27 protein-coding genes and 1 riboswitch are annotated in these 25388 nt (G+C 33.8%); of the genes, 24 read left to right on the top strand and 3 right to left on the bottom strand.

Going from position 1 to position 25388, the window contains the following annotated elements; all coding sequences use genetic code 11:
• Positions 1–79 precede the first annotated feature (79 nt).
• Together CAAU_RS11005 and CAAU_RS11000 are read left to right on the top strand one after the other, a co-directional pair.
• Positions 80–529, top strand: a complete 450-nt coding sequence (locus tag CAAU_RS11005; protein WP_008909514.1) for a helix-turn-helix domain-containing protein — start codon at positions 80–82, stop codon at positions 527–529.
• A 147-nt stretch (positions 530–676) separates the two neighbouring features.
• Positions 677–871, top strand: coding sequence for a hypothetical protein (locus CAAU_RS11000; RefSeq protein WP_008909513.1), 195 nt, complete (start codon positions 677–679; stop codon positions 869–871).
• Positions 872–901: 30 nt separating this feature from the next.
• On the opposite strand, the gene CAAU_RS10995 is transcribed toward CAAU_RS11000, so the two are convergent.
• On the bottom strand, positions 902–2056 hold the full coding sequence (locus tag CAAU_RS10995; RefSeq protein WP_008909512.1) for a serine-tRNA(Ala) deacylase AlaX: 1155 nt from the start codon (positions 2054–2056) through the stop codon (positions 902–904).
• Between the two features lie 139 nt (positions 2057–2195).
• On the opposite strand from CAAU_RS10995, the gene CAAU_RS10990 reads away from it, so the two are divergent.
• The 14 genes from CAAU_RS10990 to CAAU_RS10925 all read left to right on the top strand — a co-directional run bounded on the left by CAAU_RS10990 (position 2196) and on the right by CAAU_RS10925 (position 19247).
• Complete coding sequence (locus tag CAAU_RS10990; protein WP_008909511.1) at positions 2196–2501, top strand: MarR family winged helix-turn-helix transcriptional regulator; 306 nt, start codon at positions 2196–2198, stop codon at positions 2499–2501.
• Between the two features lie 226 nt (positions 2502–2727).
• On the top strand, positions 2728–3084 hold the full coding sequence (locus CAAU_RS10985) for a carboxymuconolactone decarboxylase family protein (RefSeq protein ID WP_008909510.1): 357 nt from the start codon (positions 2728–2730) through the stop codon (positions 3082–3084).
• A gap of 43 nt (positions 3085–3127) precedes the next feature.
• Positions 3128–4858, top strand: coding sequence for a dihydrolipoyl dehydrogenase (lpdA, locus tag CAAU_RS10980; RefSeq protein WP_008909509.1), 1731 nt, complete (start codon positions 3128–3130; stop codon positions 4856–4858).
• Positions 4851–5843: a lipoate--protein ligase gene (gene lplA / locus CAAU_RS10975; protein WP_008909508.1), complete on the top strand. Its 993-nt coding sequence runs from the start codon at positions 4851–4853 to the stop codon at positions 5841–5843. The genes lpdA and lplA overlap by 8 nt, the downstream gene beginning before the upstream one ends.
• A gap of 166 nt (positions 5844–6009) precedes the next feature.
• Complete coding sequence (gene murJ, locus CAAU_RS10970) at positions 6010–7566, top strand: murein biosynthesis integral membrane protein MurJ (RefSeq protein WP_008909507.1); 1557 nt, start codon at positions 6010–6012, stop codon at positions 7564–7566.
• Positions 7567–7727: 161 nt separating this feature from the next.
• Positions 7728–9644 (top strand): OPT family oligopeptide transporter, encoded by a 1917-nt coding sequence (locus CAAU_RS10965; RefSeq protein ID WP_008909506.1) that lies wholly within the window; start codon positions 7728–7730, stop codon positions 9642–9644.
• Positions 9645–9729: 85 nt separating this feature from the next.
• A complete protein-coding gene (locus CAAU_RS10960; RefSeq protein ID WP_008909505.1) occupies positions 9730–10083 on the top strand; it encodes a PqqD family protein in 354 nt (117 codons plus the stop codon).
• Positions 10084–10095: 12 nt separating this feature from the next.
• Complete coding sequence (pepV, locus tag CAAU_RS10955) at positions 10096–11484, top strand: dipeptidase PepV (RefSeq protein WP_008909504.1); 1389 nt, start codon at positions 10096–10098, stop codon at positions 11482–11484.
• 57 nt (positions 11485–11541) lie between these two features.
• Positions 11542–12507, top strand: a complete 966-nt coding sequence (locus CAAU_RS10950) for a dipeptidase (RefSeq protein ID WP_008909503.1) — start codon at positions 11542–11544, stop codon at positions 12505–12507.
• A gap of 156 nt (positions 12508–12663) precedes the next feature.
• Positions 12664–14574 carry an OPT family oligopeptide transporter gene (locus tag CAAU_RS10945; RefSeq protein ID WP_008909502.1) on the top strand — a complete coding sequence of 637 codons (1911 nt, stop codon included), beginning with the start codon at positions 12664–12666 and terminating at the stop codon, positions 14572–14574.
• Between the two features lie 176 nt (positions 14575–14750).
• A complete protein-coding gene (hutH, locus tag CAAU_RS10940; protein ID WP_008909501.1) occupies positions 14751–16277 on the top strand; it encodes a histidine ammonia-lyase in 1527 nt (508 codons plus the stop codon).
• Positions 16278–16705: 428 nt separating this feature from the next.
• Entirely contained in the window at positions 16706–17212 is a 507-nt protein-coding gene (locus CAAU_RS10935; protein WP_008909499.1) for a GAF domain-containing protein, read from the top strand.
• A gap of 10 nt (positions 17213–17222) precedes the next feature.
• The gene (locus CAAU_RS10930) at positions 17223–18941 is read left to right on the top strand and encodes an Eco57I restriction-modification methylase domain-containing protein (protein ID WP_008909498.1); all 1719 of its coding nucleotides are present in this window, start codon (positions 17223–17225) and stop codon (positions 18939–18941) included.
• Between the two features lie 81 nt (positions 18942–19022).
• Positions 19023–19247, top strand: coding sequence for a glutaredoxin family protein (locus CAAU_RS10925; RefSeq protein WP_083852876.1), 225 nt, complete (start codon positions 19023–19025; stop codon positions 19245–19247).
• A gap of 28 nt (positions 19248–19275) precedes the next feature.
• On the opposite strand, the gene CAAU_RS14680 is transcribed toward CAAU_RS10925, so the two are convergent.
• Entirely contained in the window at positions 19276–19416 is a 141-nt protein-coding gene (locus CAAU_RS14680) for a hypothetical protein (protein WP_008909497.1), read from the bottom strand.
• Between the two features lie 114 nt (positions 19417–19530).
• On the opposite strand from CAAU_RS14680, the gene CAAU_RS10920 reads away from it, so the two are divergent.
• Both CAAU_RS10920 and CAAU_RS10915 read left to right on the top strand, forming a co-directional pair.
• Entirely contained in the window at positions 19531–20394 is an 864-nt protein-coding gene (locus CAAU_RS10920; protein ID WP_008909496.1) for a DUF4438 domain-containing protein, read from the top strand.
• Between the two features lie 11 nt (positions 20395–20405).
• Complete coding sequence (locus tag CAAU_RS10915) at positions 20406–20954, top strand: tetratricopeptide repeat protein (protein ID WP_040306550.1); 549 nt, start codon at positions 20406–20408, stop codon at positions 20952–20954.
• A 9-nt stretch (positions 20955–20963) separates the two neighbouring features.
• Here CAAU_RS10915 and speE read toward each other — a convergent pair whose 3' ends face one another.
• Positions 20964–21791, bottom strand: a complete 828-nt coding sequence (gene speE, locus CAAU_RS10910) for a polyamine aminopropyltransferase (RefSeq protein WP_008909494.1) — start codon at positions 21789–21791, stop codon at positions 20964–20966.
• Between the two features lie 137 nt (positions 21792–21928).
• Positions 21929–22082: riboswitch (yybP-ykoY riboswitch) on the top strand.
• A 12-nt stretch (positions 22083–22094) separates the two neighbouring features.
• Here speE and CAAU_RS10905 point away from each other — a divergent pair.
• The 6 genes from CAAU_RS10905 to spoVAC all read left to right on the top strand — a co-directional run bounded on the left by CAAU_RS10905 (position 22095) and on the right by spoVAC (position 25388).
• Entirely contained in the window at positions 22095–22739 is a 645-nt protein-coding gene (locus CAAU_RS10905) for a TMEM165/GDT1 family protein (RefSeq protein ID WP_008909493.1), read from the top strand.
• Positions 22740–23153: 414 nt separating this feature from the next.
• Positions 23154–23489 (top strand): anti-sigma F factor antagonist, encoded by a 336-nt coding sequence (gene spoIIAA / locus CAAU_RS10900; protein WP_040306549.1) that lies wholly within the window; start codon positions 23154–23156, stop codon positions 23487–23489.
• A gap of 14 nt (positions 23490–23503) precedes the next feature.
• Positions 23504–23929, top strand: coding sequence for an anti-sigma F factor (spoIIAB, locus tag CAAU_RS10895; RefSeq protein WP_008909491.1), 426 nt, complete (start codon positions 23504–23506; stop codon positions 23927–23929).
• Between the two features lie 16 nt (positions 23930–23945).
• Entirely contained in the window at positions 23946–24698 is a 753-nt protein-coding gene (sigF, locus tag CAAU_RS10890; protein WP_008909490.1) for an RNA polymerase sporulation sigma factor SigF, read from the top strand.
• Positions 24699–24775: 77 nt separating this feature from the next.
• Complete coding sequence (locus tag CAAU_RS14675) at positions 24776–24919, top strand: hypothetical protein (protein ID WP_008909489.1); 144 nt, start codon at positions 24776–24778, stop codon at positions 24917–24919.
• Between the two features lie 4 nt (positions 24920–24923).
• Positions 24924–25388 (top strand): stage V sporulation protein AC, encoded by a 465-nt coding sequence (gene spoVAC / locus CAAU_RS10885; RefSeq protein ID WP_008909488.1) that lies wholly within the window; start codon positions 24924–24926, stop codon positions 25386–25388.

The raw sequence follows: 25388 nt of genomic DNA, 5'->3' as shown, positions 1-25388 counted from the left end.
ATTATAAATGGCTTGAAAAAATATTAAATTTATAATAATATAAAAATAATAAATCAATAAATAAAAAAGGAGGATATGCATGGATTTATGTCCAAAGTGTAATAGCAATATAAAAAAAGAAAAAATTTATTTAAAAGAAAACAAAAAGTTAATTGAAGTATATACATGCGAAAAATGCGGATATAGATATATGCCTGATGACAGATTTGAAGAAATATTATCATATTTGAAGTATTCAAAAATTGATTATAATGCTATAATAAGAGAAGAATTCTCAAATTATGTAGTAATATCTAGAGTAAAAGAAATAAGGAAAAATAGAGGGATAAAATTAAAAGAATTAGCACAACGTTTAGGAGTATCCTCACAAAGAATGTATCAAATAGAAACTATGGGAGAGAATTTGACTATTGTAAATGCGTTAAAATTAGCAAAAGCACTAAATTGTGAAGTAGGCGAATTATTTCAGTTAGTGAAAAAGGATGAATTGACATCCGACATGGTGATAGTAAAGAAATTAGAGAATTAATACATGAAAACATACTGCTAAAATAGTAGTATGTTTTTTTATTTATAAAATTGAGTGATAAAAAAAATTTAGTCCTAACGGGCTAGTAGTTTCAAGGTCTTTAAATTATGCTCTAGGCTATAAGCATATGGTTTGGAAGGTGATGTTATGAATACAGCTAAAAAACTTCTATTTGATTTAATTAAAGATATACCTGATGATGATGTTATGGAAATTATAGATTTTATAACTTTTTTAAAGATGAAGCATGATAAAAAGATATTCAATGACCTTATAAAATCAAGCGAATCAAGTATAGATTTTTGGGATAACGACATTGATGATGAGGTGTGGAAAATATAAGAGAATCCCCGAGGTAGGGATTCTCTTAAATTATCTGCCTAAAAATGCGATAAAATCATTAAGATCGTTTATCCTTTCAAAACTTCCCTGAGCAAATTTTGGGCTTCCACCGCCTCGACCATTAAACTTTGGAAGTTCTTCTTTGAATATTTTGCCGCAGTTTATGTCGAGGCTACCGTTGTGGGCAAGGACAACCTTTTTATCTTTTAAAGATGCAAGGATAACTAAGTTATCCTTTAGAGATGTTATTTTGCTTGCAATTGTTTGAACCTCTTCAAAGGATTTATCTTCAAATATTTTTACTATTTTATTTTCTTTAGATTCATTTAAAAGCTCCTTTGCTATGTATTCTGCGTTTAATTCTTTTAAGGAATTTAGCTGCCTTGTAAGGTTTTTTATTTCGCTTTGGAGGGAGTCAAATTTTAATAAAATCTCTGATTGAGGAACAGAAAGGTTCTTAATAAGGCTATTTATAATAATATTCTTTTCTTGAAAATCCTTTAATAGCCTTTTTCCGCATTTAAAATATATCCTTGTCATGTTTTTGTATTTTTCTGTTTTAAGTATTTTTAGCATTCCTATTTCCCCAAGGCTCTTTACATGGGTGCCACAGCAGGGGGAATAATCAATTCCTTCTATTTCTACTATCCTTATGTCAACGTCTGTTGGTGGTAGTTTTCTTAATGGGAGTTTTCTTGCTTCATCTAGATTAACTATGTAGGATTTTACTGGGATATTTTTAAATATAAGCTCATTAACCCTGTTTTCAACATTTAAAACTATTTCTTCATTTATGTTTTCAAGGCCTATGTCGATGGTCAAATAGTCATCACCAAGGTGAAAGCTGTTAGTTGGAGCATTATACATTTCTAGAAAGACTGCCGACAAAAGGTGCTGCCCAGTGTGGTTCTGCATGTGGTCAAATCTTCTTTCAAAATCTATTTTGCAAGTTACGATGTCTTTGTTTATTTTTTCTTTTACTACATGATATATTTTTTTATCCTCTTCTACTAAATCTACAACTTCAATGCCATCAATCCAGCCAAAATCTCTTGGCTGTCCTCCACCCTCAGGATAAAAGGCGGTTTCTGATAGCTCAATTAAATAAAGGCCGTCCTTTTCTATTTGATGTATTATTTTTGCCTCCCATTCGGACATGTAGGGATTTTGGTAATAGAGCCTCATATGAACATCTCCTTTATATTATTATAGAATTATTACTAATAATTATTATAATATAATATAATGGAATTTTTATTTTAAGTCTAATATAATTTCATAATAGAAAGTTATTGTTAATAATGTTTGCTAAGGAGGCATGCTAATGTTTGATTTAGATACTTGTGTATGCTTTTCAACTAATAAGGTTGCTAAAAAGCTAGCTGATACCTTCAATGAAAGATTATTACCTTTTGGAGTTACACGAGTTCAATGGACTGCTATGTATTTTTTATTAAGGGATGGTAGGATGAGTCAAAAAGAATTATCAGACAAAATGAATATAAAGGAGTCTACAACAGTTCGGCTTGTAGATAGAATGGAGAAAGATGGATTTATAGTGAGATTTAAAGATAGCAATGATAGAAGGATTACTTATATTGAACTTACTGAAAAAGGGAAAAAAGGATAGAAGAACTTTTACCTGAAGGTGAAAAAATGAGCCAATTAGCTTCAAGGGGAATTAGCGATGAAGAGATAGAAATATTCAAAAAGGTTTTAGATAAATTTATGGAAAATTTAGAGAATGTATGAATATGTAATATGTTTGTCAAAAAATAATCAAATTTTTTATTGATTTTTTGCATAATACTTGCTATACTAATAATTAGAATAGCAAGTAATTAGGAGGGGTAACAATGGGAAAAAATCCAAGGGAAATGTTAAATGAGTTTATGGGTGGACTTCAAGTTGTTTCAAAGTCTAATGGAGAGCAAGTAGGAGCTTTTATGAATCTTCTTGGTGCAGCATATAAACCAAATGCTGTTGATGTTAAGACAAAGGAATTAATTAGTGTTGGTATTGCTGCATACAATAGATGTGAATACTGTATTGTGTTCCATGTTTATAAAGCTCTTGAAGCTGGAGCTACTCCTGAAGAAATTATGGAAGCTGCAATGGTGGCCGTAGCATTTGGTGGAGGACCTTCAATGGCCTATACAGTAACGCTTGTTAAGGATTCAATTGAAGAGTTTAGGAAGGATTTTAATAAGTAATTTAAAAGGCAGCATTGCTGCCTTTTTGTATGGGGGAATTTATATGAAGGTAACACTTGAAAGGTATTTAGGACATGAAAATGAGGCACAGGTTGTTAAAATTTATAAAAAAGTTGGGGATAGTATTGAAACAGGAGATGTTTTAATAGAAGTTGAAGGAAATAAAGCAGCTATTCCCATAATACCAGGAGTAAAAGGTATTATAGAATCGATTTATGTAAATGAAGGCGATATAATTACTAAGGATTCAGTTATTGCAATTATTAAAGAAGATTATTCTAATAAAGACACAAAAGAAATAAAGACTAAATCGGAAGAAAATTTTGCTTTTGATTATTTTGCAACTATACTAAAACCAAAAGAGGAAGAATTAAAATGCGATATAGCAATAATCGGAGGAGGACCAGGTGGTTATGTTGCTGCAATTTATGCAGCACAAAATGGTAAGAATGTAGTCTTAATTGAAAAGGATAAACTTGGAGGAACTTGTTTAAACAGAGGGTGTATTCCAACTAAAGCTTTGGTTCGTTCAGCTGAAGTGTATAAAATTATAAAAAATGCAGATAAATTTGGTTGTTTACTACAAAATCCAAGTGTTGATATTAAAAAGGTTATAGAACGAAAAAATAAAGTTGTAAATGAACTTAATTCTGGGATTAAATATCTAATGAAGAAGAATAATGTAACGGTTTTAGAGGGGTTAGGAAGCTTTGTTGATAAAGAAACTATTCATGTAAAAGGGAATTCCAGAGAATACATAGTAAAAGCACAAAATATAATAATAGCTACGGGTTCAAAACCATATATTCCACAAATAGAAGGTATTAATGAAATTAACAATAACAACATAATTACTAGTGATGAAGCTTTAGAGATAAAAGACCTTTCTAAAAAAATGATAATAATCGGTGGCGGAGTTATAGGAATGGAGTTCGCATTTATATTTGCAAATTTTGGTGTTGATGTTTCTATAATTGAATATTTTGATAATTGTCTTGCAAATCTTGATGATGATGTTATTGCAGAAATTAGTAGAAATGCTATTGAAAAAGGTATAAAAATTTATACTGGATCGAAGGTGGAAGAGGTATATAAAACTGAGGATAATGAATTAATAGTAGGCTTTCTACAGAAGGGTGAAAGAAAATATCTAAGGGGAGATAAGATACTTTTAGCTGTCGGAAGAAAACCTTATATCGATGAACTAGGAATTGAAAAATTAGGTATTGAATTGAATGATAACAAAAGGGGAATAAAGGTAAATTCAAAAATGCAAACTAACATATCTAATATATATGCTATAGGTGATGTGACAGATAGAATCTTACTGGCTCATGTCGCTTCTCATCAAGGGATTGTTGCGGTTGATAATATACTTGGCAAAGAAAAAGAAATGGATTATGCAAATGTTCCATCAGCAATATTCACAGAGCCGGAAATTGCAACAGTTGGGATAAATGAGAGGGAAGCTATAAGTAAGGGCATTGAAATAAAAGTTTCTAAAATTCCTTTTGCTTCAAATGGCAAAGCGTTAACCTATGGAGATAACAGAGGTTTTATAAAGCTTATAGAGGATATACATAATAAGAAAATTATAGGAGCTACTATAATAGGAATACATGCTACAGATCTTATTGCAAACATAACATTGGCGATAAAAAAGAATCTTTGTCCAGAAGACATTATTGAAACTATATATGCACACCCTACAACTTCTGAAATAATACATGAGGCTGCATTAGGACTTGAGAAGGGAGCAATTCACTTTGCATAGAAATATTAAACCTAAAATCGTATTTTCAAAGATATATGATCCATGGTTCAACTTAGCTCTTGAAGAAGCTATTTTGAACTCAATAAATAAAGGAGAAATTTTTTTATATATATGGCAAAATGACAAAACCGTTATTATTGGGAAGAATCAAAATCCATGGAAAGAGTGCAATATTACTACACTAAAAAGGAATGGTGGGAAAATTGCAAGACGTATTACTGGAGGAGGAGCGGTCTATCATGATCTTGGGAATGTAAATTTTTCTTTTTTAGTCGATAAAGAGCAATATGATCAAACTAAACAATTTAATCTAATATTAAATGCAATAAAAAAGCTAGGTATTAACGCAGAACTTTCAGGAAGAAATGATATTATTGCAAATGGAAGGAAATTTTCAGGTAACGCATTTTATGTCGATGAGCACGTAGGACTTCACCATGGAACAATTTTAGTTAATACTGATATATCAAGAATGATAAGATATCTAAACGTATCAAAAGAAAAAATCATTTCAAAGGGAATAGATTCAGTAAAAGCTAGGGTCGTTAATTTGAAAGATATTAAACCTGAAATAACTGTAGAAGCAATAATAAATAGGCTGATAGAAGAATTTAAAAATGTTTATGGTAATAATATTGAAATTGTAGATCCTATTGCATTTAATATAGAAAAATTTTATGAAAAACATTCATCTTGGGAATGGATTTATGGAGAAACACCGGATTTTAATATAAGTTTTTCAAAAAGGTTTATATGGGGCGAGATAGAATTTAATTTGCAACTTGAAAAGGGTAAAATTGTGAAGTCATACGTTTATTCTGATGCTATAGAGACTCAAGTTATTGAAAAAATTAATTTAGCCATTAAAGATTTAGATTTTAATTTTGATACTATTAATGAAAGTTTAAGAAAGATTGATATCGACGCAGATGGGAAAGAACTTATTAATAATATTATTGATTGGCTCAGCAACATAAATATTTAAGTGGCAGAGAATTATTCTCTGCTTTTTTGTTTTTATTTTATTCCTAACTTAATTCTATCCCTTGATATATAACAATCTCAAGTGGTAAAATAACTGAGGGGTTTAATTTACATGAAAAAAGAAACTTAAATCTTAAGTGCCAGGCACTTTAGAAAGGAGTAGAAGAATGTCGAAGAAGAATATAGGCAGGGCAACGGCTATAGTTATGCTCATGCTTTTTTTAAGCAGAATATTAGGGTTTGTAAGGGAAATGATTGTTGCAAAGGTTTATGGAAGAAGCTATGTCACCGATGCGTTTTTTGCAGCCTTTACAATTCCTGATGTTATGTTTTACCTTTTGGTAGGTGGGGCATTAAGTTCAGGGTTTATGCCAGTTTTTACTCAATATATTGCCAAGGAAGATGATGATAACGCCTGGAGGGCAGCAAACACGTTTATTACTGTTGCAATTATTTTTATTATAATATTCAATATTTTAGGAATTACATTTGCCAAGTTTCTTGTGCCTTTAGTTGCTGTTGGAAGCTTAAATAGCAGGGAAATGTTTGATTTAACAGTTAAGCTTACAAGGATAATGTTTACGGCTGTAACCTTTACAGTTCTTGCAGGTCTTACGAGGGGGATTTTAAACTCATATAATATTTTTACATCACCATCTGTAGGCCCGGTTTTATATAATGTTGGGATGATCCTTGGTGCAGCTTTATTAGGAAATAGATTTGGAATTTTTGGGCTTGCAGCAGGAGTTATTTTTGGTGCTCTTTTAAACTTTTTAGTTCAGGTTCCTGACTTTTTAAAAGTTGGGAAAAGGTTTAGATTCCAGCTCGATTTAAAACATGAGGGATATAAAAGGATGCTTCAGCTTATGGGACCTGCAATCATTGGTCTTTCGATATCTCAGCTTAACCTTGTGGTAAATCAAAATATCGCTTCAGTTTTAGGCGAGGGAAGTATAACTGCCTTAAGATACGCAAATAGGCTTATGCTTTTGCCTCTTGGAATTTTCGCTATGGGAATTGCAACAACAATATTTCCAAGCTTAAATATGCATATTGCAAGGGGAGAATATGATAAATTTAAAGAAACCTTTTCCCTCGGAATGAGGATGGTAATGTTTATAACTATCCCTTCTGCAATTGGTATGATTGCTTTAAATGTTCCTATAATAAGGCTTTTATTTAAGACTGGAAAATTTGGCGAGCAGGACGTTTTAGTTACTGCCTATGCCCTTGCCTTTTACAGCTTTGCTGTAGTCGGACAATCGGCAGTTCAGATATCGACAAGAGGGTTTTATTCTCTGCAGGATACAAAAACACCTGTTAAGGTAGGGGCCTTAACGGTTTTAGTTAATATACTTTTGAACTTAATGTTTGTTATGTTCTTTAAACAGCTTGCAATAGGTGGAATTGCCCTTTCTTATTCTATATCAAGTATATTAAATATGATTCTGCTTCAAAGGGGACTTTCTAAAAAGCTAAATGGATTAAAGGAAAAGGAAATAATAATATCCACTGTAAAATCAATTGGAGCATCGATAGTTATGGGGATTGCCACCCTTGTAACATACAAATTTCTTGAATATAATTTTGGAATAGAATCAAAACTTATGCAGCTTATAGGAGTTGGTGGTGCTGTTTTCGTTGGAATAGTTGTTTATGCTTTAGTTGCAGTTATATTAAAGATGGATGAGGTAAAGTTTATGGTTAAGATGGTTAAAAAATAACGATCAAGGCATTGGGGGATTAAACTCCGATGCCTTTTTCTTTGGTATTAAAAATTAAAATAGGGTTAATATAATAATAGACAAAAATGTAAAATAAACGACATTGTGAAGAATGAATAAGACTTATTATATTTTGGTAAAAGTTTATAAGGAGGGATAGTATGTCAGAAAAGAAAGGGCTTTCACACGGAGCCTATGGTGGAGTAAGTGGAGATGAATATATTCCTTTTATTCCTGCAAGTGAGGCTATGCCTGAGGCCACAATAGTTTCTATTTTACTCGGAGTTTTGTTTGCGATAGTTTTTGGAGCTGCAAATACATACCTTGGGCTTAAGGTTGGTATGACTATTGCAGCCGGTATTCCTGCAGCAATATTAGGAACTGGGCTTTTAAGGGGAATTTTTAGAAGAAATAATATCCTTGAAGCTAACATGGTTCAGGGGATTGCTGCAATGGGAGAGTCGATTGCAGGTGGAGTAATTTTCACATTACCTGCGATAATAATCTGGGGATTTGAGCTAAAGCTTTCAACTATTGTTTTCGTTACATTGCTTGGAGGTCTTGTTGGTATATTATTTGTAGTTCCTTTAAGAAGATACTTATTAGTTGAAGAACACGGGAAATTAATCTATCCTGAATCGATGGCTGCTGCTGAAGTTTTAGTTACAGGAAGTCAAGGAGGAGCTGGTTTTAGAACTGTCATGACAGGATTATTTGGTGGAGGACTTTATAAGCTCCTTTCAGGAGGATTTAGATTTTGGCTTGAGGAACCTGAATGGACTATAAGGCCACTTCAAGGAACTATATTTGGTGTTGATGCCATGGCATCCCTTGTTGGAGTCGGATATATCGTCGGTATGGAGGCAGCCCTTTATATGTTTGCTGGGGCTATTGTTGCTTGGCTTGGATTAATACCTCTTATAAAATATATAGGTGCAGGGCTTACAACACCTCTTTTCCCTGCAACAGTTCCTATTTCAGAAATGAATGCTTGGCAGATTTGGAGTAAATATATAAGATACATTGGTGCTGGTGCCGTTGCAGCTGGGGGATTTATAAGCCTTGGAAGATCTTTACCAACTATTATAAACTCCTTCAGATCAGCGATATCAGGAATAGGTGCAAAGGGTGCAGCACAAAAAAGAACTGAAATGGATGTTCCTATGACCTATGTTATAATTGGAGCCTTCTTGGTATTTTTCCTTGCATGGTTTATTCCAGTTGTAAAGACTGGTCCAATAGGGGCACTTCTTGCTGTATTTTTCTCCTTCTTCTTTGCAGTAGTTTCAGCAAGGATAGTTGGTCTTGTAGGGGCATCCAATAATCCTGTCTCCGGTATGACAATTGCAACTTTGCTCTTTATAACATCCGTTCTAAGATTTACTGGATATACAGGGGATGCAGGAATGATAACAGCTCTTGTTGCCGGTGCTATCGTTTGTGTTGCAATTGCAGTAGCTGGCGGTGCAGCACAGAGCTTAAAGACAACCTTTATCATAGGTGGAACTCCAAAGTATGTTGAGATAGGTATGTATATAGGTCTTGCTATTGCATCGGTTTTTGTTGGAATGGTTGTTCTTATGCTCAACAGAATTTATGGCATAGGTTCAGAACAAATAGCAGCACCCCAGGCGACATTAATGTCGATGGTTGTTAAGGGAGTTATGACAGGACAGCTTCCTTGGGCTCTTGTAATAGTAGGTGCAGTGTTTGGAGTTATGACTGCCCTAATGGGTATTCCGATACTTCCAGTTGCCCTTGGGCTATATCTTCCAATACATTTAAGCGCAGGAATATTAGTTGGAGGGCTTATAAGGCTATTTGTTGAAAATAGATTTAAGGATAACGAGAAAGTTCAAAAGGAACAAATAGAAAAGGGAGTTTTGCTGGCATCGGGGCTTGTTGCTGGTGATGCACTGATGGGAATTTTGGTGGCAGCCTTTGCAGGACTTGGCATAGATATAGCCTTTGGAGGAAGGATTGCTCCACTTATCACAGGAAGTCCATGGACTGCAGCAATTGTTCTTTTAATTTTCTCCTTCTGGGTATATAGTTTTTCTACAAAAAGAGAAGGTTAAAAATTTCTTTTAAATATTGTAATAGTAAGTTATAATTAAAGGAGAAGCTTTTGCTTCTCCTTTAATTTACTGGGCAGGTGATTTTATGGCAAAGCAAAAGAAGGATGATAATTTTTTACTTTATATCCCAAGGAAAAAACATCTTACATTTGAAAAAAGGGATGGAAAAATTTATTTAATATTTTACCATAACAAGCCCATCGAAAAATTTTTAAGATGGCTTGTTAAAAAGCCTGCGGTAAGCGATATTGAGCTTGATGGATTAGGTTCAAGGGTATGGGAACTTATCGATGGGGAAAATACTGTTTATGACATAGGACAAAAGCTTTTAGAGGAATTTGGAAAAGAGGCTGAACCAGTTTATGAAAGGCTTATTATGTATTTAAGATATTTAAACAGACGTGGCTGGATTGCCTTTGAAAGAGGAAAACAAGAATAAGGGGGAATCAATATGGATCTTAATTTAAAAATTGAAGGTATGAGGGATGAGATTATAAGGTCAACGCAAGAAATTTTAAAGATTAAAAGCGTTGAGGATACTCCAAAGGAAGGAATGCCCTTTGGTGAAGGTGTTGCAAAATCCTTAGAATATGCTTTGAATTTATCTATGGAGCTTGGATTTAAAGCTGTTAACATGGATGGATATGTTGGATATGCTGAATATGGCGAAGGAGAAGATTACATAGCAGTATTAGGACATTTAGATGTTGTTCCAGAAGGAGATGGATGGCATTATCCACCTTACGGTGCAGAAATACACGATGGGAAAATATATGCAAGGGGTGCCCTTGATGATAAGGGACCAATGATTGCTGCTTTATATGGATTAAAGGCTATTAAGGATTTAAATTTACCCCTTTCAAAGAGGATAAGAATAATATTTGGAACTAATGAAGAAACAGGTTCTAACGATATCCCATATTATTTAAAATCAGAAAAGCCTCCAGTTGCTGGCTTTACACCTGATGCTGAATTTCCATTAATACATGCTGAAAAAGGATTAACTGTGTTTAATATAGTAAAGGAACTTGAGAAAAAGGGAAATGGTGATATAAGGATAGAATACATAAAGGGCGGACAAAGAGCTAATATGGTGCCGGATTACTGCGAAGCAGGAATTGCTGCAAAGGATAAAGGAGCGATAATTGAGAAGGCTGAAGATTTTATAAGAAGAACCGGATTTGAAGTTAAAGTTGAAGAAAAGGAAGATAAACTAATAGTTAAGGCCTTTGGCGTTTCAGCCCATGGAAGCGTTCCAGAACATGGGAAAAATGCAATAATGATTATGTTTGCCTTCCTTGGAGAGATTAATTTAACAGATAGCGATATTAAGGATTTTATAGACTTTATGAATAAATTTGTTGGTTTTGAAACAAAGGGTGAATCCTTTGGATGCTACTTAAAGGATGAAACAGGGGAACTTTCTTTTAACGTTGGTGTTATTAATATGAATGAAGATAAAGTTACTATGGCCCTTAACTTAAGATATCCCTGCACATATAAGCTTGAGGATATGATGAATCCATTTAACAAAAGAATTGAAGGAACAGGAATAAAGGTGGAAGATCTTGCTCATCAGGAACCCCTTTATTTTGCAAAGGATCATGAGTTAGTTCAAAAGCTTATGAAGGTTTATAGGGAATTTGTTAATGATAACAGCGAGCCTTTGGCAATAGGCGGTGGAACCTATGCAAAGGAAATGCCAAACACACTTGCATTTGGACCACTTTTCCCAGGAAAGCCAGACGTAATTCATCAAGCAAATGAATATATTGAAATTGAGGATCTTATAACAATTACAAAGATTTATGCAAAGGCAATGTATGAATTAGCAAGATAAGCAGGGTTATTCCCTGCTTATCTTGCTAATTCTCTTAAATTTTGGGGGGTAGGAAATATGTTTATATTTGATGCGCATTCTGATATTTTAGTGGATATAACCGTAAAAAGGCAAAATGGTGAAAGGGATGTTTTTAGAAAGTATCATTATGAAAAATTAAAAAGGGGTGGGATAGGCGGTTTAATTGCTGTTGTTTGGATAGATAAAATGAATATGGATCCATTAGATAGGATGAATGAAATTATTAATGAAGGTTTAAAGGAATTGAAGGATATTAAAGATATTGCGGAAGTTGTTCTAAAATATGAGGATTTTGAAAGGATAAGACAGGAAGGCAAGATGCAGGTTGTCTTAGGATGTGAGGGCCTTTTGGGAATAAAGGGAGATATTCATTATTTAGATCTCTTGTATGAAATAGGAATAAGACATGCAAGTTTAACGTGGAATGAGGAAAATGAATTGGGAACAGGGGTTAAGGGAGATCCAAAAAGAGGTCTAACAAGGCTTGGACAAGTTGCTGTCAAAAAACTTGAAGAACTTGGGATTTTAATCGATGTTTCCCATGCTAATGAAAAAACATTTTGGGATATATGCGAAATTACAACAGGGCCAATAATAGCATCCCATTCAAATGCTTATTCTCTTTGCCCTCATCCAAGAAATTTAAAGGATGATCAGATAAAGGCTATTGCAGAAAAAGGAGGAGTCATTGGTATTAATGCATGGCCGGATTTTGTAGATGAATTTAATGCGACGATTGAAGGTTTTATTGAGCATATAGACTATATGGTTGAAAAGGCAGGAATAGATCACGTTGCCCTTGGATTTGATTTTTGCGACTTTCTAAGTTTTGATGCTACATCGAGCTTTTCTGAAGAAAATAAAGCAACTAAAGGGCTTGAAGATGCGTCAAAATCCAAAGATGCGATTGATTTGCTTTTAAAAAGAGGTTACAAACATGAAGATATTGAGAAGATAGCGTATAAAAATATTGAAAAGGTTTTTAAAGTGAGCATCTCATAATGAGGTGCTTTTTTTTATTCAAAAAATGACAAATAGGATATAAAAAAATATAAAAAATTAAAATTTTTTTAAAAGCAAAGAAGGAATTTTTAGAATTATGTAGAATTTATATATTTGTGCGACAAAATATAACAAATTTCTAAAGGAGGGGGAACCATGGCGGAAAACAAAGGGCTTTCTGCAGGAGCTTATGGCGGAGTTTCAGGTGATGATTATGTTCCATATGTTCCTGTAAGCAAGGCTATGCCAGAAATGACAGTTCTTTCAATCTTTATTGGTATTATTTTTGCAATCGTATTTGGAGCAGCAAACACTTACCTTGGACTTAAGGTCGGTATGACAATTGCTGCAGGTATTCCTGGTGCTATTTTGGCTACTGGAATACTTAAAGGTATTTTAAAAAGAAACAATATCCTTGAAGCTAATATGATTCAAGCGATGGCTTCAATGGGAGAATCCTTAGCAGGTGGTCTTATTTTTATAATTCCTGCGGTTATAATTTTTGGTGATAAGCTAACCATTGGAACAATTACTGTTGTTGCAATTTTAGGTAGCCTTTTAGGTATTTTATTCGTTGTTCCTTTAAGAAGATATTTAATAGTTGAGGAACATGGAAAACTTATTTATCCTGAAGGTATGGCAGCTGCTGAAGTTTTAGTTTCTTCAAGCGCTGGTGGTTCAGGATTTAAGACGATGATGACAGGTGTTGCAGGCGGTGGAATATTCAAGTTCTTGTCAGAAGGGTTACTTCTTTGGAAGTATGAACCTGAATGGACTATAAAGCCTTTACAAGGGACAATATTTGGTGCTGACGTTACAGCAGCTTTAATTGGTGTTGGTTATATCGTTGGCATTGAAATCGGTATGTATATGTTTGCAGGAGCACTCGTTGCTTGGCTTGGGCTAATTCCTCTTATTAAGTATATCGGTGCGGGGCTTACTGAACCTTTATTCCCATCAGCAGCTCTAATTAAAGACATGGATGCTTGGGCTATATGGAGTAAATATATAAGATACGTTGGTGCTGGTGCGGTTATTGCAGGTGGATTTATAAGCATCGCTAAAGCTATGCCAACGATAGCAAGATCCTTTAAGTCAGCTATGTCAGGTATTGGTGCAAAGGCAAGCCAAAAGAGAACAGATGTTGACGTTCCTATGACTTATGTAATAGCAGGTGCAATATTTGTATTTATAATGGCTTGGTTATTCCCAATGACTAATGTTCCAGTTGCTGGTGCAATATTTGTAATTATATTTGCCTTCTTCTTCTCAGTTGTATCAGCAAGACTAGTTGGTATGATAGGAACTTCAAATAATCCAATTTCAGGTATGACAATTTCATCACTTTTATTTATAACAGGTATTTTAAAGCTCACTGGACATGCTGATAATAAGGCAATGGTTGCTGCTATTATTGCAGGTGGTATTGTTTGTGTTGCAATTGCAATAGCTGGAGGAACAGCTCAAAGCTTAAAGACAACATTTATAATAGGTGGAACTCCAAAGAATCTTGAAATTGGTATGTTCCTTGCATCTGCAGCATCTGCAGCTGCTATAGGTTATGTTATACTAATGCTCAACTCAGCTTACGGAATTGGTTCAAAGGAAATTCCAGCTCCACAGGCAACTATGATGTCAATGGTTGTTAAAGGAATTATGACTTCACAGCTTCCATGGACATTGGTTCTTGCAGGTATTTCCTTTGGAGTAATGTGTGAACTTATGGGCATTCCAATACTTCCATTTGCCCTTGGACTTTATCTTCCAATCCATTTAAGTGCAGGTGTAGTAATTGGTGGTATTGTAAGGGCAATTGTAGATAAGAAGTTTAAGGACAATGAAGAGGTTCTAAAGGAAAAGACAGAAAAGGGAGTTCTTTTAGCCTCTGGTATGGTTGCTGGAGAATCCTTAGTAGGAATACTTCTTGCAGTTTTTGCGATGGTTGGAGTAAACATTGGAATAGGAGAAAAGATACTTCCAGCAATTACTTCAAGCCCATGGACCTCAGCTGTTATGGGACTTGTATTGTGCTATTGGATTTACAGCTTTGTTGTGAAAAAGGATTAATCTATGAGTCCTTAAGAAGTTAAATACTTCTTAAGGACTTTTTTATGTTTTTAAATAATATTCAGATAAAATTTGACAAAATATTTTATATATTTATATATTTCGAAAAAGTTAAATAAATGTTATAATAATTATGTAAAATTTTTAGTTTGGTAACTTTTTAGGGGGGTAAAATAATGAACAAGGTTGTGATCGACGGACACCATTTAACTATTCAGGATGTCGTAAATGTTGCAAGAAATGGTTATTATGTTGAGCTTTCAGATGATGCTAAATTAAGGGTAGAAAAGGCAAGGGCTTTAGTCGACAAGTTTGTTCAAGATGAAAGGGTAGAGTATGGAATTACAACCGGCTTTGGAAAGTTTGCCGAGGTTGTAATTTCAAAGGAGGATGCAAAAAGGCTTCAAAGAAATCTCATTGTTTCCCATGCTTGTGCAGTTGGAGATGAATTTGACACAGAAATAGTAAGGGCCATAATGCTTTTAAGAGCTAATGCACTTTCAAAGGGACATTCTGGAGTTAGATTATCAACCCTTCAAACTCTCATAGATATGTTAAACAAAGGAGTCCATCCTGTTATATATGAAAAGGGATCCTTAGGTGCCAGCGGAGACCTTGCACCTTTATCCCACATGGTTCTTGTAATGATTGGGGAAGGCGAGGCATATTATCAAGGCGAAAGATTAAGTGGAGAAGAGGCTTTAAAAAGAGCAGGACTTGAAAAGGTTGAGCTTGTTGAAAAGGAAGGATTAGCTCTAATAAACGGAACTCAAGTTATGACGGCAATTGGGGCTTTAGCTGTTTATGATGCCATAAACCTTGCAAAAGCTTCGGACATTATAGCATCCATGACAGTTGAAGCACTAAGGGGAATTACTGATGCTTATTATCATAGGGTTCATGAGGTAAGACCACAGATAGGACAGCTAAAATGCTCAAGGAACCTATTAAGGATTTTAGAGGGAAGCAGTTTAACAACAAGGCAGGGTGAACTAAGAGTTCAGGATGCCTATACATTAAGATGTATTCCACAGATACATGGAGCAAGTAAAGATGCTATAGAATATGTAAAAAGAGTTATAGAAATAGAAATAAATTCCGCAACAGATAATCCTTTGATTTTTGAAGATGAGATGAGGGTAATTTCAGGAGGTAATTTCCATGGACAGCCTGTTGCCCTTGCAATGGACTTTTTAGGAATCGCAGTATCAGAGCTTGCCAATGTGTCGGAAAGAAGAATAGAAAGGCTTGTAAATTATCAGTTAAACGATCTTCCAGCCTTTTTAACTAAAAAGGGCGGACTTAACTCAGGATTTATGATTGCACAATATTCAGCAGCTTCTTTGGTTTCTGAGAATAAGGTTCTTGCACATCCAGCATCAGTTGACTCAATTCCGTCCTCAGCAAATCAAGAGGATCATGTGAGTATGGGAACTACTGCTGCAAGGAAGGCAAGAAGCATTATTTATAATGTATCGAGGGTATTAGGAATTGAATACCTTGCTGCAGCTCAGGCTATAGATTTTAGAGGTGATTTTAAACTTGGTAGGGGAACTGAAGTTGCATATAAGCTAATTAGAAAGGAAATAGAACATCTTGATGAGGATAGAGTAATGTATATTGATATTAATAAGGCAAGTCGACTTGTAGATAGTGGAACTCTTGTTAAAGAAGTAGAGGATAAAATAGGAGAGATAGAATAGGTGCCTGGCACTTAAGATTTTTTATGAGGGTGCAAATTATTTGCACCCTTCAGACTGTTGAAAAAGTTATTTTATGATAAGCCCCGTGAAGGATTTCCCCGGCATTCGCTCATTTCGCTAAGCAATTCTAAGCTTTTCTTTGTTTTCAAAAGTCCTACCCTCGTGAGCCGACATCCGTGTCGGCCACTCGGCTCTGCACGTCCGTGTGCAGAATTACGGACTTTTGGAAAGTCGAAAAGCAAGAATTGCTAGAGCTTATGAGAGATGCCTTTTTGAAATCCTATCACGGGGCTCTTGCAAAGTATAAAGTTCATAGAAGATTTGTCTACAATCTGGAGGTTGCAAATAATTTGCACCCTTTTATTTTGGAGTTGAAGGTATTTTTGTATAATGATATATTAATATAAAAAGCGATTGGAGGCGATAATATGTTAAATAATAATAAGATAGTTGCTGATTCAAAAGAAAATTTTTATAAGATGCTAATATATAGAATTGAAAGTTACTTATCTGCTGAAAAGGATGTTTTAGCAAACTTATGCAACGTTGCGGCACTATTATATGATAATTTAGAGGATATAAATTGGGCGGGATTTTATTTGATGAAGGATGGGGAGCTTGTTTTAGGTCCCTTTGGCGGCAAAGCTGCCTGCACGAGGATAAAAATAGGTAAGGGTGTTTGTGGAAGTGCAGCAAGGGATAGAAGGACATATATTGTGCCAAATGTCCATGAGTTTGAAGGGCATATAGCCTGCGATAGTGCATCAAATTCTGAGATTGTAGTTCCGATTATAAAAGATGATGTGCTCTATGGGGTTTTGGATATTGACAGTCCTAAGTTCAATAGGTTTGATGATATTGATAAGATTTTTTTGGAAAAGCTGGTTAAAAAGCTAAATAAATACTTAGATTGGAAGGAAGTTACGAGAATATAAAGGAGGATATATGCTTAAAGAATTTTTAGATGACTTAGACAAAGCCTATCAAAGCTTAATTAATGGAATAATTGATTTAAGCATATTTGATAAATGGGGAGAAAGCTTAGGAGATACATATCAAAGATTAAAGAACAAGGAAGAAAAAAAGAAAATGGGAAGCGTTTATACTCCCTATGAGGTTATAAAGTATATGGTGGATTCCTCTTTAAGTTTTGAAGATTATAGAAAGAATCCAAATTTAAAAATTTTAGATCCCTCCTGCGGGGGAGGATTTTTTTTGATTTATGTTTATGAAAAATTATTGGGATATGCAGAAAAACTAAATATTAAAAATGCAAAGGAACATGTTGTAAATAATAATATCTATGGGATGGACCTTGATGATGTAGCTTTAAAGATAACTATTTTAGAGGTTTATAAAAGAAGCAGAATTATGCCTAAAAATATAGTCTGTGGAGATTTTTTATTCGATGTTCAGGATGAATTTGATGTAATAATCGGTAATCCCCCCTACATGGGACATAAAGTTCTTCTTAAAGATTATAGAGAAAGGCTAAGAGAAAATTTTGGTGATGTTTTTTATGACAAGGGGGATCTTTCCTATTGCTTTATTAAAAAATCCCTTGAAAGTTTAATGGACGGAGGAAAATTAATATTTTTTATTTCAAGATACCTCTTAGAAGCGCAACATGCCTCCGGCATAAGGAATTTTATTTTAAACAATTCTTCAATAGAAAAAATTATAGATTTTTATGGTATTAGGGTTTTTAAAAATGCAGGTATAGATAACATAATTATTTACCTTATAAAGGCTGAAAGAAAAACAATAGAGTATTTTAAATTTTTGCCAGATTCTAAAAAAAATATTGATGATATTTTTGATGATATAGATAAAAAAACAAGTTTATATACAAAAAGAGTTGAAATTTTAAAGGATGAGTTATCTAATGACGGTTGGATTTTTTTAAATAGCTTAGGAAAAAGCATAATAAAGAAAATAAAAGGAGTAAATTTATATGAAATTGCAGAGTGCTTTCAAGGGATAATAACCGGATGCGATGATGCCTTTGTTTTAACTTGGGAGGAAGCAAAAAAGCTTAAAATAGAAGATAAATTATTAAAGCCCTGGATAAAAGGGAAAAATATAGAGAAATTTAAAATAATTAACCCAGATAAATGCTTAATATATTCTAATTTAATTGATGATGAAAAAGGATATAGAAATGCTTTAATGCATATAGAAAAATATAAGGAAAAGCTGATTAAAAGAAGAGAGTGCCAAAAGGGAGTCAGAAGGTGGTATGAGCTTCAGTGGGGAAGAAGCATGGATTTGTTTGAGGGCAAAAAAATTATATTTCCTTATAAAGCGGCAAGCAATAAGTTCGCCATAGACTTTGGAAGTTATTTTAGCGCTGATGTTTATGGATTAAAACTTTTAGGTTTATATGAATCATTATATTCCTATGAGTTTTTGGTGGGTATTTTAAACAGCTCAATATATGAATTTTATATAAAAACCCACCTTAAAAAGCTTGGAGATAATTTATATGAGTATTATCCTTATAATCTTTTAAGGATTAAAATACCAGAATATATAAAAGATGTAGAGAATGAAGTATTAAAGTATGGGAATGCTAATATTAAAATAATAGATAAGATACTTAAAGAATATTTTAAAATAACGGATAAAGAATTTAATGAAGTAAAATTTTGGTTAAGTGGTTGATTTTTTTAGAATGGTGAAATATAATGTTAATAGAAAGAAGTATACCCTATATAGGTATAATTTAATAAAGGAGGAATAAATATGGCAGTAATAGTTTATACTACTCCTACATGACCATGGTGCACAAGGGTAAAGGATTACCTAAGACAGAGAAACGTTCCATTTACTGAAAAAAATGTTGCTGCAGATAGAGCAGCAGCTATGGAGATGGTTAAAAAATCCGGACAAATGGGAGTTCCTGTTATCGATATCAATGGAAGAATTATTGTAGGATTTGACAAGGAAGCCATAGATAGAGCCCTATAATTAAAAGGACTGCATTTTTGCAGTCCTTTTATCTTGTATCGTTTCTTCTATAACCAAAGGTTTCTCTAAATTTTTCATCTATAAGATCAATTCCAGGACCTATCTTATATCTTTTGGATGCTGTTGGAAGTTCCTTGCCTAATATCCATTTCTTGCTCTTTCTTACCATTATTTCACCTCCGATAGGAGTTTCTAATAAAATTATGTGTAGTTTATAAAAAATTATCCTATCTTAATTTATATTTGTTATAATATAATTAGCTTGAATTTTGGGGGGATTAACATGATAAGAACAAATTTTGAAAGGACTGTCCTTCAATCGGTTCAAGGTAAAATTCATCATCCTGTTAATGCAACTCCATTTAGAGTTGATGTTAACGGAAAGGCACATGTTTTGCCTGCAACAGGTGGAATAACCTATAATGTAAAGGTGGGAGATCCTGTTTATGGATGGTCTGGAGATCACGTTGAACCAGGAGTTTCGATTAGGAATGAGGACAAGAATGAAAATGGGGCTCTAATGATTTTTGCCTGCATTGGAAATGAGGCAAGGGTTGTAACAGGTGATGCAAAAGGTGCTAAAGGATTTGTTATTGGAAAACACGGAGGAATTGACCATGTTTTAATTCAATTCAAAGAGGAAGACTTAGAGAAGATGTCAGTCGATGACAAGATTTTAATTAAAGCATGGGGACAGGGACTCAAGCTTTTGGATTATCCCGATGTTGAAGTTATGAATGTTGATCCACGGCTATTTTTAAATATTCCTATAAGGGAGGAAGATGGCAAACTTAAAGTTCCTGTTGTTGCAGAGGTTCCTGCTTATCTTATGGGGTCAGGAATAGGTGCTGCTACTGCATTTTCAGGGGATTATGATATAATGACGGAGGATATGGAGGAAATTAAAAGACTTGGACTTGATAAATTAAAATTTGGTGACTTAGTCCTATTAAGAGATTGCGATAATACCTATGGAAGAGGATATTTAAAGGGAGCTGTAAGCATAGGTGTTGTTATCCACAGCGACTGCATTAAGATGGGGCACGGACCTGGTATTACAACCATATTAACCTGTAAGTATGATAAAATAGAAGGATATATGGATGAAAATGCCAACATAATAAACTACATAGATTATATTAAGTAGGAGGATTAAATTTGGTGGACAAAAAAGCATTTAGAAGCATGATTTTGCTTTTGTTTATTATAGTTTTATTGATTGGATTTTCAGGATACTTGAATTTTTTACCTTCAACTATTAAAAGTATAATTTTAGTTTTGTTCGTTTTGCTGTTTATTTTTTATGAATCAAGAAGGCCTGTAAAAAGCCTTAAAGACATAAATAGGGTATATCAAAGAAGAAGTCTATTTAGCAGGAAAAAAGCCATAGAAACATTAGAGGAGGGCTTACAATTAGAAAGTTTAAAGGATAATGAAAAATTGTTTTTATCCATGCAATTAGCTTTAGAATATTATAAAGTGAAGGACTACGAAAAGGCATGTGAAGCCTTTAAAAGGGTTGTTGATGAGGTTTTAAGGACGGATTATATTAAAATTGAAGAAAAATTTTTAATAAAATTAGTTGGATCTTATATTTTAAATAATAAAAGGGAAGAAGCACAGAAAATATATAACAGGCTTTTAGCATTAGGAAAATGCGATAAAAGCAAGGTAGTTGAAGATATGTTAAAAAATAGGCCCTCTTAATAAGAGGGCTTATTTTACTAATTCTTGGATATATTTTGGTAATACGAAGCATGCTTTGTGAATTTCAGGAGTATAGTATTTTGTATCTAATTCTGGAATTTTTGTTGTATCAACTTGTGTTGGGTCATATTTTTTGGATCCTATTGTGAAACTCCAATATCCTCCTGGGTATGTAGGAATAGCAGCCATAAATAGCTTTGTTACTGGGAATATGTTTCTTGCATCGTTGAATACCTTCTTTACTGTTTCAGGTAAATAGAATGGAGTTTCAGTTTGAGCAACAAATATACCATCCTCTGTTAATGCGTTGTATATGTCTTTATAGAAGTTTCCACCGAATAGTCCCTCAGCAATGCTGAAAGGGTCTGTTGAGTCTACTATTATAACATCAAATTCATTTTTATGTTCTTTAACGTATTGTATACCGTCACCAACGAATATTTCACATCTTGGATCATCAAGGGCACAGCTTATTTCAGGAAGATATTTTTTGCATTCTTCTATAACATCTCCGTCGATTTCGCATAGAACAGCCTTTTCAACGCTTGGGTGCTTTAGTATTTCTCTAATTGCACCGCCATCTCCACCGCCAACAACCAAAACCTTCTTTGGATTTGGATGTGTAAAGAGAGGAATGTGTGTAATCATTTCATGATAAACGAACTCATCTTTTATTGTTGTCTGAACTATACCGTCAAGAACGAGCATTCTTCCAAATACATCTGTGTCAACTATTGCAAGGTCTTGATACTGCGTCTTTTTTCTAACAAGGGTTTCTTTTACTTTATAAGTCATAGCAGCGCCTTCGATTTGCATTTCCTTAAGCCACATTTCCATATTTTCATTTTCCTCCCTCTGTTAATCTATACAATATAGGATTTTAACATTTATTTTATTGCTTATCAAGAGAAACCTTATAAAATTATTATATTTACTTTTAAGGAAAAATATATTATAATATTTCCAGAAGTTAAATCTATGTTAAAGGGGAGTAGCTGCCCGAAAGGGTTGATAAAGTCAACATACTGGCCTTTGGCCTGGCTTTATCGGCGTAATGCAAGCGAGACCTTTAACACAATGCTCTGGCATTGTGTTAAAGGTCTTTTTTATTTTGTAAAAAATAATGACAGGAGGGATAGTATGGCACTTATCAAAACGTTATTTTTTGTCCTTATTGCTGAAATGGGAGATAAAACCCAGCTTCTTGCAGCAGCTCTTGCAAGTAAATATAAAGTAAGGGATGCTGCAGTTGGAATTTTTATTGCTACTGTTTTATTAAATATTATTGCTGTTTTGTTGGGTAGCAGCATAGGGAATCTTATTCCGATGAATTTAGTTCAGATTATCGCAGGAGTGTTATTTTTAGCCTTTGGATTTATGACTTTGAGGGATGAAGAGAAAGAAGAGGAGGAAATCAAGGAGACTAAATTTAAACTGCCTAATTTTATTGTTGTCGCTTTGGCTTTTTTCCTTGCTGAACTTGGCGATAAAACTCAAATCATGGCCTTTACCCTTGCAGCACAGTTAAAGAGTCCTATATCAGTTTTAATAGGTTCTGTAATAGGCATGTTTATAGCCGACAGTATAGGGTTTTTATTTGGAAGGTTTGCAGTTCAAAAAATGCCTGAGCATTATATAAAAATTGGTGTAGGAATTATCTTCATTGTATTTGGACTTTTAACACTATATCAATCAGTAACCTTTTTACAAAATCCTGCTATTTTGGGGTTGGTAATTGTAGTTATCTTTTTGGCAGTTTATCTTATGAAATTTAGAAAGAAGTAATAATTTACCCTTTTGGGTAAATTATTTCAGACTGTTGAAAAAGTTATTTTTTGATAAGCCCCGTGAAGGATTTCCCTGGCATTCGCTCATTTCGCCAAGCAATTCTAAGCTTTTCTTTGTTTTCAAAAGTCCTACCCTCGTGAGCCGACATCCTTGTCGGCCACTCGGCTCTGCACGTCCGTGTGCAGAATTACGGACTTTTGAAAAGTCGAAAATCAAGAATTGCTAGAGCTCATGAGAGATGCCTCTTTGAAATCCATTCACGGGGCTCTTGCAAAATTTGAACACCAAAGAGGGTTTGCCTACAATATGTAATAATTTACCCTTTTGGGTAAATTATTTTTTGAAAAAAGAAGGAAATTAATGGTTTTTATAGAATATATATACTGTAAGTTTTTATTTGGGGGGATTTGGATGCAGCTTATTTTTGAAAGAAAAGATGATGTTCTTATAGTAAAGCTTATGGGGGAGCTTGATCATCATTCAGCTGAGGAAGTTAGAATAAAAATTGATAATAAAATAGATGAAACTGGGCTTAATAAGGTGATTTTTGATTTTTCTGGAGTAAACTTTATGGACAGCTCGGGAATTGGAGTAATAATAGGAAGATACAAAAAAGTTAAAGATTTTAATGGAAAAGTTGCTATAATTAACTTAAGGCCCCATATTAAAAAGATATTTGAACTTGGGGGGATTTTTAAAATTATTAAAGAATATGATAACTTACAAAAAGCTTTATTGGAATTTTAAAAGGGGGATGTAAAATGTTTCAAAATGAAATGAAATTAGAATTCCCAAGTAAATCTCAAAATGAAGCCTTTGCAAGAATTGTTGTGGCTGCCTTTGCATCACAACTTGATCCTACTATAGAGGAGCTTTCTGATGTTAAGACTGCGGTTTCTGAGGCTGTAACTAATGCTATTATTCATGGATATGAAAATACGCAAGGAACAGTTGTTTTAAAGTGCAAAATAGAGGGAAGAAAATTAACTGTTGAGGTTATCGATTATGGAAAGGGGATAGAAGATGTTGAGCTTGCAAGACAGCCCCTTTATACATCAAGGCCAGAACTTGAAAGGTCTGGAATGGGATTTACTGTTATGGAAACTTTTATGGATTCCCTTGAGGTAGAATCAGAACCTGGAAAGGGAACGAGAGTTATTATGACAAAAGAGTTTAAACAATTATGATTTTGGGGGAATTCATATGCAGAACGATTCGCCCACAAAATTGATGGATAATCAAGAGGAAGTTTATCAATTGATACTTAGAAGTCAAAATGGGGATAAAGAAGCCCAGGATATTTTAGTTAAAAATAATTTAGGATTAGTTAACCTTGTTATAAAAAGATTCGTAAATATGGGATTTGAATATGAGGATCTTTTTCAGATTGGATGTATAGGCCTTGTTAAGGCTATTAAAAACTTTAAAGTAGAACAAAATGTAAAATTTTCAACCTATGCAGTTCCGATGATTTTGGGCGAAGTTAGAAGGCATTTGAGGGATGATGGGTTTATTAAATTTAGTAGGAGTATGAAGGATACTGCAAAAAAAGTTAAGCACACCAAGGAAAAGCTTTTTAAGGAATTGGGAAGGGAAGCAACGATTGAAGAAATTGCTCAGGAGCTTTGTATAACTACTGAAGATGTGCTTTTGAGCCTTGAGAGCATCAGCGGTCCTGAATATTTATATGATACAATTCATCAGGATGATGGCTCACCGATACTTTTGATAGATAGGATAAGTGAAGATGAGAATTCAGAAGAGGATCACATCGATAAAATTGCCTTAAAGGACGTTATAGATAAACTTGAACCTAAACAAAGACAAGTAATAATCTTGAGATATTTTAAAGATCTAACCCAAAGTCAAGTTGCCAAAATGCTTGGGATATCCCAGGTGCAGGTTTCAAGGATTGAAAAAAAGGTTTTGAATTACATAAAAGAGTCGTTAAAGTAACCTGGCAATGGCCAGGTTTATTTTTTGTATTTTTTTTTTATGGATGGGAAAAATATTTAGTAGTCGGAGGTGGTTTTATGTTTAATAATCATAAAAAAAGCGATGTATCAACGGTAAGGCAAAAGGAGGATAAACTTTTAAGGTTTGATTATGATAAAAATAAAATAGACCTTAACTCCTTTATAGTAGGAGAAAATGAAAAGATAAAGGAAGTAAGGTGATAGCATGGAAAAACGCAAGGAAAATGAAATAAAAAATATATATCAGCAGTTAGTTCAGAAAAAAGTTCCCCAATCATCTCTTATCAAGGATGCTATTTTTGCCTTTGTAGTTGGAGGTCTTATTTGTGATGTGGGTCAGTTTTTTATGAATTTGTTTTTATCCTTTGGAATTTCAAAAGATGACGTTGGATATTATGTAGCTACAGTCATGGTTTTTTTAGGTGCATTTTTAACTGGATTAGGGGTTTATGATAACATAGGAAAGTATGCCGGAGCAGGATCTATCGTTCCAATTACTGGCTTTGCTAATTCAATAGTATCTCCTGCAATGGAATATAAAAGGGAAGGATATATTTTTGGGGTAGGTTCTAAGATGTTCGTAATCGCAGGACCTATTTTAGTTTATGGAATTTCTTCATCTATTATTGTTGGTATAATTTATTATCTTGTTAAAATGCTTGCGAGGTGA

The organism is Caloramator australicus RC3 (assembly GCF_000297115.1).
Classification (GTDB): domain Bacteria; phylum Bacillota; class Clostridia; order Clostridiales; family Caloramatoraceae; genus Caloramator; species Caloramator australicus.
This window is presented reverse-complemented; position numbering and strand designations above follow the sequence as displayed.